Genomic DNA, 11,030 nt, shown 5'->3' on the forward strand with positions numbered 1-11,030 from the left:
CATGATCGCGCGCCTCGACCCCCGCCAGTGGCCCGTCACCCTCAAGGTGCCCCTGGCGGTTGCGGCGCTCATGGTGCTGGTTGGGCTTGCACTCTCCGAACGCGTGCTGAGCCGGCTGGGGGAGACGCAGGAGCGCCAGTTGCGCGCTTTGGCGCAGACCTATCTGGACAGCCTCTCCTCTGCGGTCGCGCCCGCGATCCTGAGAGACGATGTCTGGGAAGTCTATGACGCCATCATGCGGGCACAAGACCTCAACAGGAGCCTGCATCCGTTGAGCGCCGTGATCACCGACGCGGAGGGCCTCGTCATCGCGGCGTCCGATCCCCACCGTTTCCCCGTTGGGGTGCGTCTCCCGTCTGATCTTGCTCCGCTCGGAGCCGGTCGGGATTTCAGCTTCGAGGCGGGCGCCCAATCCGCCACCGCAACGCACGTGCTCTTCTATCCTGGACGCATCGTCGGGATCATTCACGCCACCTTCGACACCAGCCATCTTGCCTTGGAGCGACGCGACGTCGTCGTCGCGCTCATGGCTACGAACGGAATGGTGACGCTCCTGCTCGCCGTGGCCGGCTGGCTGCTCGTCGCCCGCATGATGGCGCCGGTGCGCACGCTCTCGCGCTATCTGGGCGCCGCGAGCGAAGGGCGGGCCACGCTGGTGCCCCCCGAGGCGGTCGCGCGCAACGGCGCGGAGTTCGCCCGCCTGTTCGTGGCCTATAATGCGCTGGTCCGGTCCATGTACGAGCGGGAGGACCTCGCCCGCCAACTGGCAGACGAGCATCGGCTCGGCAGCCTCGGGCGGCTCGCCTCCGCCCTCGCCCATGAGATCAACAACCCGCTGGGCGGCCTCTTCAACGCGCTGGCGACGCTGAAGACCCATGGACACCATGCGGCGGTCCGCAAATCGTCCCTCGGCCTTCTCGAACGGGGCCTCGTCGGCATCCGCGACGTGGTGCGCACCACCCTCGCTCTGTATCGGCCCGAGCAGGCGCCGAGGCCCCTCGCCATGGCCGATTTCGAGGACCTACGGCTACTGGTGGCCCCGGCGGCGCGCCGGAAGGGCGTCGATCTGAGGTTCTCTAGCCCCGTCGACGTGTCGCTTCCTCTGCCCAGCACCCCGGTACGCCAAGCCGTATTGAACCTGCTGCTGAATGCGGTCTCCACAGCCCCGCCGGGAAGCGAGGTGGCGGTGGATGCATCACTCGCACCTGCGGCCCTGCGCGTGGTCGTGTCGGATCACGGCAGCGGCCTGCCGGAGCCTGCGGCGCGCCTTCTTGCGGCCGGCGGGGAAGCGGGTGGTCCACCGTGGGGCGGCGGGCTCGGCTTGTGGACCACCCGGCGCATCCTGGACGACCTCGGCGCCTCGGCGGAGGTCGAGCGGCCTGCATCCGGCGGCACCCGCATCCGCCTCCACTTCCCCTTCGGTCTCGCGGCGGAACTGGCCCATGTCGCATGAGCCGCCCGTCATCGGCCTCGTGGAGGACGATCCCATCATGGGTGAGAGCCTCGCCCAACGGCTCGGCCTGGAAGGAATGACGGTGCATTGGTGGCGGACCGGCCGCGCGGCGGTGGCGGATATCCGGAAGTTCCGCTTCGAGGCCATCATCTGCGACATCCGCCTTCCGGATCTCGATGGAGAAGCCGTGTTCCGGGAGGCGGCGCACGTGCCCCGGACGCCACCTTTCCTGTTCGTGACCGGCCATGGCGACATCGACCAGGCGGTGCGCCTGATGCGGTGCGGCGGACTACCTCACCAAGCCCTTCGAGATGGATGACTTCCTGGTAAGGCTCGGGGACCTGCTGGCACCGCGCGGCGGCCCAGAAGCCGGCACATTGGGCGTCTCGCCCGCCATCCGACAGGTTGAGACTCTGCTGGGCCGGGTGGCGCTTCTGTCCTCCAACGTGCTCATCACGGGGGAGACGGGGACGGGTAAGGATGTGGCCGCCCGCTTCATCCATGCGCAGTCGCGGCTCGCGGCCTCGCCCTTCGTCGCGGTCAATTGCGCCGCCATTCCCGCCGAGCTCATGGAAAGCGAGCTGTTCGGCCACGAGCGAGGCGCCTTCACCGGCGCCACGCAACGCCATCTCGGCTATGTGGAGCGCGCCGGCGCCGGCACGCTGTTTCTCGACGAGATCGGGGAATTGCGTCCGGAATTGCAGGCCAAGCTCCTGCGGCTGATCGAGAGCCGAGCATTCCAACGGGTCGGCGGGGAGCGGGAAATCACCTTCGGCGGGCGCATCGTGACGGCCACCAATGCCGATCTGGCGCAGCGCGTTGTCGGCCGACAATTCCGCGAGGATCTCCTTTACCGTATCAACGCGGTCAGCATTCGCCTGCCCTCTCTGCGGGAGCGCCCGGAGGACATTCCCTGGCTCATGGAGCGGTTCTTTACGGAATATAGTGCGGGCGCCGAGACCAACCTGAAGGGGATCAGCGCCCTTGCCGAGGAGGTCGCACTCCAGCATTCCTGGCCCGGCAACGTGCGGGAATTGCGCAACCGGATGGAGCGTGCGGTCGCTCTCGCCTTGGGCCCCTGGCTGATGCCGGGGGATCTCTTTCCCGAGCTCATGGACGAAGGTGCGGCCACAGGTGCGCGCATCGGCTCGCTGGAGTCCGCGCGCCAGGAGGCGGAGAAGCGTCACATCCTTCGGGCGCTGTCCGCCACCGGAGGCGAGCTTTCCGCCGCGGCCCGGCTCCTCGGCGTGGGGCGCACCACCCTGTGGGAAAAGATGCGCCGCCTCGGCCTCGGCCTCGGCAGCGAGGGCTGACAACGCGTTCGGACTTCCGGACAGACGGCGCCGCAGCATGTTCGGGATGGCGGACGTGCCCGTCTCGGCTCGGTCGTTAAACCATTGAATTCTCTGCTCAGTTCCTCATGGCGCAGATTCTGCAGGACGTCTTGCGTCCGAAAGGACCAATACGCTCTGGGAGGAGCTTCCATGAAAAGATGTCCCAGCCTCGTCGATGCCGGCCGCCGCAGCTTCCTGACCGGCGCCGGCCTCGCGACCGCAGGCGCCGCCGTCGCCACCGTTCTGCCGGCCCAAGCCAAGGCGGCACCTGCGGTCGCCCTGGTGAGGTATCCGGCGAACCGCCTCGCAAATGTGAAGGACTTGAAAGTGAATGAGCCACTGGACGTGGCCTATCCCGATGACGATGCGCCGGGCGTCCTGCTGAAGCTCGGGACACGCGTGCCCGGAGGCGCCGGACCCGCCGGCGACATCGTCGGCTTCACCACCGTCTGCCCGCACAAGGGATTTCCCCTTTCATACAGCACGACAGACAAGACACTGAACTGCCCTGGCCATTATTCGCGCTTCGATTGCGAGAAGGGCGGCCAGCAGATCTGGGGCCAGGCGACGCAGAACCTGCCGCAATACGCGCTGCGTGTGGATGCGAAGGGCGACATCTATGCCGAAGGCGTGGATGAGCTGCTCTACGGCCGCCTCTCCAACGTGCTCTGAGGGAGGACAACATGGCTTACAAGCGCCAGATCGGGCAATTGCCCATCATCCCGGCCAATGCGACCGTCCACAATGTCGTCTGCCACTATTGTATCGTTGGTTGCGGCTACAAGGCCTATAGCTGGGACGCGCGATACGAGGGCGGCACGGCGCCGGGCGAGAACGCCTTCAGCGTCGATCTCTCCCGGCAGCAGCCGGCGGAGACTGCGGCTTGGTATGCGCCGTCCATGTACAACATCGTCAGGCAGAACGGGCGGGACGTGCATATCGTCATCAAGCCCGACAAGGCGTGCGTGGTGAATTCCGGCCTCGGCTCCGTGCGTGGCGCCCGGATCGCGGAGATGAGCTATTCGCGCCAACGCAACACCCAGCTCCAGCGCCTCACCGATCCCCAGGTCTGGCGCTACGGACAGCTCCAGCCCACGAGCTGGGATGACGCCCTCGACCTCGTCGCCCGGGTGACCGCCGCGGTGATCGCGGAACAGGGCGAGGACGGCCTGTTCGTGTCCGCCTTCGATCACGGCGGCGCGGGCGGTGGATACGAGAACACCTGGGGCACCGGAAAGCTCTATTTCGGCGCCATGAAGGTCAAGAACATCCGCATCCACAATCGCCCGGCCTACAATTCGGAGGTCCACGGCTCCCGCGACATGGGGGTGGGCGAGCTCAACAATTGCTACGAGGACGCGGAGCTCGCCGACACCTTGGTGGCGGTGGGCACCAACGCGCTGGAAACCCAGACCAACTATTTCCTGAACCACTGGGTGCCCAACCTGCGCGGAACCTCCCTAGACAAGAAAAGGGCGGAGTTTGGCAGCGAACCGGTGGCCAAAGCGCGTATCGTCATCGTCGATCCGCGCCGCACCGTGACGGTGAATGCCTGCGAGATGGAGGCAGGCAAGGAGAACGTGCTCCATCTCGCGCTGAATTCGGGAACCGACCTGATCCTGTTCAATGCCTGGCTCACCTACGCGGCGGACAAGGGGTGGATCGACAAGGGTTTCATCGCGGCCTCCACGAAGGACTTCGACAAGGCCCTGGCCGCGAACAAGGTCAGCGTGGCGGAAGCGGCCCGCGCCACCGGCCTCAGCGAAGCGGACATCGTCAAGGCCGCCACCTGGATCGCCGAGCCCAAGGCCGGCGGGGCACGCCGGCGCGCCATGTTCGCCTACGAGAAAGGCCTCATCTGGGGCAATGACAATTACCGCACCAATCAGGCGCTGGTAAATCTCGCCCTCGCCACCGGCAATATCGGCCGTCCGGGCGGCGGCTGCGTGCGCATGGGCGGCCACCAGGAGGGCTATTGCCGCCCGTCCGACGCCCATGTGGGCCGGCCGGCGGCCTATGTGGACAAGCTGCTGATCGAGGGCAAGGGCGGCGTGCACCACATTTGGGGCTGCGATCATTACAAGACCACGCTGAACGCCATGGCCTTCAAACGTGCGTACAAGACTCGCACGGACCTCGTGAAGGACGCGATGAATGGGGTTCCCTATGGCGACCGCGACGCCATGGTGGCCGCCATCATGGGCGCCATCCGCAAAGGCGGGCTGTTCAGCGTCGATGTGGACATCGTGCCGACCCATATCGGCGCGGCGGCCCATGTGATGCTGCCCGCCGCCACCTCCGGCGAGATGAACCTGACCTCCATGAACGGCGAGCGGCGCATGCGCCTCACCGAACGCTACATGGACCCGCCGGGCCAGGCCATGCCTGATTGCCTCATCGCCGCACGGATCGCCAATCACATGGAGCGGGTGTTCCGTTCCATGGGGAAGACAGAGGTGGCGGACAAATTCAAGGGCTTCGATTGGAAGACCGAAGAAGACGCCTTCATGGACGGCTACGCCAAGAATGAAAAGGGCGGCACGTTCGTGACCTATGATCGCCTGCGGACCATGGGCACCAATGGCTTCCAGGAGCCCGCCACGGCCTTCGCAGATGGCAAGATCGTCGGCACCAAGCGGCTGTTTGCCGATGGCAAGTTCAACAAGCCCGATGGCAAGGCGGTGTTCGCCGAAACCAAATGGCGCGGGCTCCAGGCCCCCGGCAAGCAGGCGGAGAAGGATAAATTCGCCTTCCTCATCAATAACGGGCGGGCGAACCTCGTCTGGCAGAGCGCCTATCTGGACGTCGAGAACGAATTGGTGATGGACCGCTGGCCCTATCCTTTCATCGAGATGAACCCCCAGGACATGGGCGAACTCGGCCTGAAAAGCGGGGATCTCGTGGAAGTCTACAACGAGAACGGCTCGACCCAGGCCATGGCCTATCCCACACCCACGGCGAAGCGGAAGGAGACCTTCATGCTGTTCGGCTTTCCAACCGGCGTGCAGGGCAACGTGGTGTCCGCCGGGGTGAACGAGGACATCATCCCCAACTACAAGCAGACGTGGGGCAACATCCGCAAGATCTCCGACGCGCCTGAAGGCGTGCGGCATCTGACCTTCAAGTCGAAGGAATATCCCGCCTGACGGCGGACTCCATCGGCCGGCGCCCTGGCGCCGGCCGAGACCGCACCCCTATCCGTGGCGCCACACTTTCACCGACGAGGCGACGAGGATCAGGGCCAGGACCGGAAGCAATATCTGCTCGGGAACAAGGCCGAGGAGATGTCCGCCGATAAAGGCGCCCACGATGGAGCCCACCGCCATCACGGCGACGAAGGCCTTGTTCCGCGCAAGGACCGCAAAGGCGCTGTCGCGGCTGTAGCGGGTGAAGCCGACGATCATCGTGGGCAGGCTCACCGCCAACGACAGGCTGCCGGCGAGCTTGATGTCCGCGCCGAAGAGAAGCACCAGCGTCGGGATCAGCAGCTCACCGCCGGCCACGCCCATCAGCGAGGCGACGACACCGATGGCGAAACCCGCCGCGACGCCGGCGATGATCAGCCAAGGCCCCGAGAGCAGCGCGGACGCCGCTGTCGACCCGTGGCCGAACAGCAGTGCGACGGCGATCAGCACCAGCAATGCGGCCAGCACCCGGTAGAGGGTGCGGGAGCTGAGCCGGGTGGCCCAGCCCGCGCCGAGCCAGGCGCCGAGCAGGCTGCCCGCCAGCAGATTGAGAATGATCGGCCAGTTGTCCGCGATCGCACCGAACGGAACCGTCGCCTCCCGGAACGGCAACGCGCTGGCGACGACGACCAGGCTCATGGCCTTGTTGAGGATGACGGCTTCGAGCGCTTGGAAACGAAAGGGGCCGATCAGCAGCGGCAGACGGAACTCCGCGCCGCCGAGACCGATGAGACCGCCCCCGCGGCGAAAGCCGGCACCGATCACGGGGCATGGTCCTGCGCATAGCGGGCATCGGCAGGCTCGGGCGGCAGCGTATTGGATTGGCGAGGCAGGGTTCAATTCCCAGCATGAGCGCGCACCCTGGCCGGTGCCGCGCACGATAAGGATATGAAGGCAAAACCAAACGAAAATCTTGCAGCTGATCGCTTCGTCTTGTGCATCAAACGCTGCGTATATGCGCATCCTGGCGGCGGCGATGCAATCGATACGTGAGTGCCGGTTTCCGGCGTTCCCTGAGCCCCCGGACGCCTCAGCCGTATCGGCCGGTGACGTAGGAGCGCGTGCGCTCCTCGGTCGGGTTGGTGAAGATGCGGCTGGCCACGTCGTATTCCACCATATGGCCGAGATGCATGAAGGCGGTGAAATCCGAGATGCGTGCCGCCTGCTGCATGTTGTGGGTGACGATCACGATGGTGTAGGCGCCGCGCAATTCGTCCATCAATTCCTCGATCTTCGCCGTGGCGATGGGGTCGAGGGCCGAGGTGGGTTCGTCGAGCAGGATGAGCTCCGGATCTGGGGCGAGCGTGCGGGCGATGCACAGGCGCTGCTGCTGGCCGCCGGACAATCCATAGGCGGATTCCTGTAAGCGGTCCTTCACCTCGTCCCACAGGGCGGCCTGGCGCAGCGCGGCTTCCACGCGCCCCTCCACCTCCGAGCGGTTCCGGATGCCTCGGATATAAAGGCCGGATGCCACGTTCTCATGGACCGATTTCGGAAACGGGTTGGGCTTCTGGAACACCATGCCGATGCGCAGGCGCGCAAGCATGGGGTCCACGTTCGGCGCCACGATGTTGATCCCCTCCGGATAGAGGATGATCTCGCCCTCGTACCGGTTGCCCGGATAAAGATCGTGCATGCGATTGAAGCAGCGCAGGAGCGTGGACTTTCCGCAGCCCGACGGACCGATGAGGGCGGTGACCTTGCCCTCGACGATGGGAAGCTCCACCCCCTTGAGCGCCTGGTTGTCGCCATAGAAGAAATTGAGGTTGCGAACGGAAGCGCGCAGGGGTACGGGCTCCTTGCTGGCCACGGCGTCCAATGCGGGGGTCACGGCGGTCATCTCGTTCTCCGAAAGGCCGGGCTGCAGCATCAGCGCATGCTCCGGCGGATCTTGTAGCGCAGCCAGATGGCGACCGCGTTCATCAGCAGTGTCATGGCGAGCAGGATAAGGCCGGTGGCGGCCGCGTTCACATGGAACGCCGCCTGGGGACGCGATACCCAGTTGAACATCTGAATCGGCATCACGGTGAACGGCGAGTTGAGCCAATCGAAATTGAGGAACGGAAAGGTGTCCTGAACCGGCGGTGGCGGCAGGAAGGCGATGAAGGTGAGCGCGCCGATGGTGATGATGGGCGCGGTCTCGCCGATGGCCCGCGACATGCCGACGATGGCGCCCGTGAGGATGCCGGGACGCGCGGTGGGCAGGATGTAGCCGCTCACCGTCTGCCATTTGTCGGCGCCGAGCGCATAGGCGCCCTCGCGGATCTCAAGCGGGATGGACCGCACCGCCTCGCGGGTGGCGACGATGATGATGGGCAGGATGAGCAGCGCGAGCGTCATGCCGGCCACCAGGATGGTCTGGCCCATGGCGAAGGTCTGGACGAACAGGCCCAAGGCGAGCAGGCCATAGATGATGGAGGGCACGCCCGCGAGATTGGTGACGTTGATCTCGATGAGATGGGTGATCCAGTTCCGCGGCGCATATTCCTCAAGGTACAGGCCGGCCGCGACGCCGAGCGGCACCGCCAGCGCCGTCGTCACCAGCATCACCAGCGTGGTGCCGACCCATGCCGAAAGGATGCCGGCGTCCGCCGCGCGCCGGGAGGGAAAGCTCGTCAGGAAATCAAGATCGATGCGCCCGAGCCCGTCCACCATGAAGTCCACGATGAGCGACAGCAGCACGATCATGGAGATGACGAGCACGCTGAGGCCCAGGATCGCGAAATTGCGGTCGGAACGATGCGCCCGAGCGACGATTTCCGCATCGGAAAGGCGGCGGGAGGGTTGAGCGGCGAGAGGCTTCACGGCCATCCCCTCAATAGACTTCGCGGTATTTCTGGCGGAGCCAGAAGGCGAGGATGTTGAAGGCGAAGGTCATGAGGAACAGCGTCATGCCCGCCGCGAAGATGGTGAGATAGGCAATCGAGCCGTGCGGCACGTCGCCGAGGCTGATCTGGACAATATAAGCGGTGATGGTGGCTGCGCCCTCCAGTGGGTTGAGCGCGAGCTTTGCCTGCTGGCCGGCGGCGATGGCCACCACCATAGTCTCGCCCACCGCCCGCGACATGCCGAGGATGTAGGCCGCCGTCACCCCGGAGAAGGCGCCGGGGATCACCACCCGTGTCGCCGTCTGGAGCCGTGTGAAGCCGAGTGCATAGGCGCCCTCCCTCAGTTCCGCGGGAACCGCGCGCATGGCGTCCTCGCTCACGGAAACGATGTAGGGCAGGATCATGATGCCCATGACGATGCCGGGCACGAGCAGGTTAAAGCCGGCGAGCCCCGGGATGAAGATCTGGAAGATGGGCGTGAGGAACAGGAGCGCGAAATAGCCGAATGCCACCGTGGGCACGCCAGCGATGAGTTCCAGGAACGGCTTGATGATTTCGCGTACCCGTGGCCGGGCGAATTCCGAGAGATAGATGGCGAGCACGGTTCCAGCAGGGATCGCGACCAGAAGGGCGATGAGCGAACTCACTAGGGTGCCGGACACCAGAGTCATGATGCCAAAGTGTTTGTCCTGAAACACCGGCGTCCATTGGGTGTCGGTCAGGAACTCGATGATCGACACCTGTGCAAAGAATTTCACGCTCTCGGACAGCAGGACATAGACGATGCCCGCCGTGACCAGGACGGAGAGGGCCGCGCAGAGGAAAAGGACGACGCGCATGATGCGGTCGACCACCCGGCGCCGCGCCAGGAAGGCCGCAGAGACAGTCAGTCGCGATTGGCCCGTTCTAAAGTCTGGAGATACCGGTGCGACCACGTCCAACCCTCGCCCGATTGGAGGGAGGCGCCGGAGCACCTCCCTCGAGATTTCACGTCAATAGACGAGCTTTTCCTTGATGAGATCCTCGACCGACACGCCGACCTTGGAGCCGGTGAAGCCGGTGCCGATCTCGCGCTTCTTGAAGCGCTCCTGGAACACCTTCAGGGCCGCCTCGGGAAGCGGCACGTAGCCGACTTCCTTGACCAGCTCCGCCGCGTTCTTGGGGTTCTGATAGAATTCCACGAACTTCGCCACCTCGGGACGGGTATCCGCCGCCTTCTTGTTCACATAGATGAAGATGGGACGGGAGAGGGGCTGATATTTGCCAGAACGGGCGTTCTCCACCGAGGGCGCCACGGCGGGCGCGCTGTCGTTAAGCTTAATCTTCACGGCCTTGAGCTTGTCCTGATTCTCCTCGTAATAGACGAGGCCGAAGAAGCCGAGAGCGTTCTGGTCCCCGGCCACGCCCTGCACGAGCACGTTGTCGTCCTCGGAGGCGGTGAAGTCACCGCGGCTGGAGTGCTCCTTGCCCACGGTGGCCGCGGTGAAATAGTCGTAGGTGCCAGAATCGACGCCCGCGCCGTAGAGTACCAGCGGCCGATCCGGGAAGCTGCCACGGACCTGCTTCCAATTGGTGATCTTGCCCTGGGCTTCAGGCTCCCACATCTTCTTCAGGTCCGCCACGGTCAGCTCCTCCGCCCAGGTGTTGGACGGGTGAATGACCACGGTCAGTGCATCAAGGGCCACCGGCAGCTCGATATATTCGATGCCGGCCTCCTTGCAGGCTTTCTGCTCGGAAGAACTGATCGGCCGCGAGGCGTCCGAGATGTCGGTCTCGCCGCGGCAGAATTTCTTGAAGCCGCCGCCCGTGCCCGAAATGCCGACGGTGACCTTGATGTCCTTGTTGGCCTTCTGGAACTCCTCCGCCATGGCTTCCGTGACGGGGAAAACCGTCGACGAGCCATCAATCTGGATCAGAGCCTGGGCCGCCGCACCGTTGAGCGCTGCGCCGGTGGCAAGCAGCGCAAGGGCGCTCGCGAGAGTGATGATCTTCATGAGGATGCCGTCTCCCTGGACAGTGCCGCTAGGGCCTCGGAAGCTCGCCTAGCCCCATGGACTCTAAGCAAATCATGCAACAATTTAATGACAATTTGTGTATATCTATCGCCATATATGAATAAACAGAGATTTTATCAGCCGATATCGAACGTATTCATTCCGACGCAGCAACCAAATTGCATGATATTTGCACAGCGAAGCGAGGCCGAACCCTGATTTGTTGCGGACTATGT

At 64.7% G+C, this 11,030-nt stretch carries 8 protein-coding genes and 1 pseudogene; 4 read left to right on the forward strand and 5 right to left on the reverse strand.

The features are described from left to right. Position 1: 1 nt before the first annotated feature. The 4 genes and pseudogenes from V5F77_RS23450 (at position 2) to V5F77_RS23465 (ending at position 5,933) form a co-directional block, all read left to right on the forward strand. Positions 2–1,453, forward strand: a complete 1,452-nt coding sequence (locus tag V5F77_RS23450) for an ATP-binding protein (protein ID WP_429007726.1) — start codon at positions 2–4, stop codon at positions 1,451–1,453. Continuing rightward, positions 1,443–2,766: pseudogene (locus tag V5F77_RS23455) on the forward strand (sigma-54-dependent transcriptional regulator). Before V5F77_RS23450 ends, V5F77_RS23455 begins: the two are co-directional and overlap by 11 nt. A gap of 171 nt (positions 2,767–2,937) precedes the next feature. After that, positions 2,938–3,459, forward strand: a complete 522-nt coding sequence (locus tag V5F77_RS23460; RefSeq protein ID WP_429007727.1) for an arsenate reductase (azurin) small subunit — start codon at positions 2,938–2,940, stop codon at positions 3,457–3,459. A gap of 11 nt (positions 3,460–3,470) precedes the next feature. Continuing rightward, complete coding sequence (locus tag V5F77_RS23465) at positions 3,471–5,933, forward strand: arsenate reductase (azurin) large subunit (RefSeq protein WP_429007728.1); 2,463 nt, start codon at positions 3,471–3,473, stop codon at positions 5,931–5,933. A gap of 48 nt (positions 5,934–5,981) precedes the next feature. Here V5F77_RS23465 and V5F77_RS23470 read toward each other — a convergent pair whose 3' ends face one another. The 5 genes from V5F77_RS23470 to V5F77_RS23490 all read right to left on the reverse strand — a co-directional run bounded on the left by V5F77_RS23470 (position 5,982) and on the right by V5F77_RS23490 (position 10,794). Then, complete coding sequence (locus V5F77_RS23470) at positions 5,982–6,737, reverse strand: sulfite exporter TauE/SafE family protein (RefSeq protein WP_429007729.1); 756 nt, start codon at positions 6,735–6,737, stop codon at positions 5,982–5,984. A 265-nt stretch (positions 6,738–7,002) separates the two neighbouring features. Next, on the reverse strand, positions 7,003–7,842 hold the full coding sequence (gene pstB / locus V5F77_RS23475; protein ID WP_449317027.1) for a phosphate ABC transporter ATP-binding protein PstB: 840 nt from the start codon (positions 7,840–7,842) through the stop codon (positions 7,003–7,005). Further along, positions 7,842–8,777, reverse strand: a complete 936-nt coding sequence (pstA, locus tag V5F77_RS23480) for a phosphate ABC transporter permease PstA (RefSeq protein ID WP_449317028.1) — start codon at positions 8,775–8,777, stop codon at positions 7,842–7,844. The genes pstB and pstA overlap by 1 nt, the downstream gene beginning before the upstream one ends. Before the next feature lie 10 nt (positions 8,778–8,787). After that, positions 8,788–9,639, reverse strand: a complete 852-nt coding sequence (gene pstC / locus V5F77_RS23485) for a phosphate ABC transporter permease subunit PstC (RefSeq protein ID WP_429007731.1) — start codon at positions 9,637–9,639, stop codon at positions 8,788–8,790. Positions 9,640–9,792: 153 nt separating this feature from the next. Beyond that, entirely contained in the window at positions 9,793–10,794 is a 1,002-nt protein-coding gene (locus V5F77_RS23490) for a PstS family phosphate ABC transporter substrate-binding protein (protein WP_429007732.1), read from the reverse strand. Between the last annotated feature and the right edge of the window lie 236 nt (positions 10,795–11,030).

Origin of the sequence: Roseixanthobacter psychrophilus (assembly GCF_043195195.1) — a bacterium.
Taxonomy (GTDB): domain Bacteria; phylum Pseudomonadota; class Alphaproteobacteria; order Rhizobiales; family Xanthobacteraceae; genus NCEH01.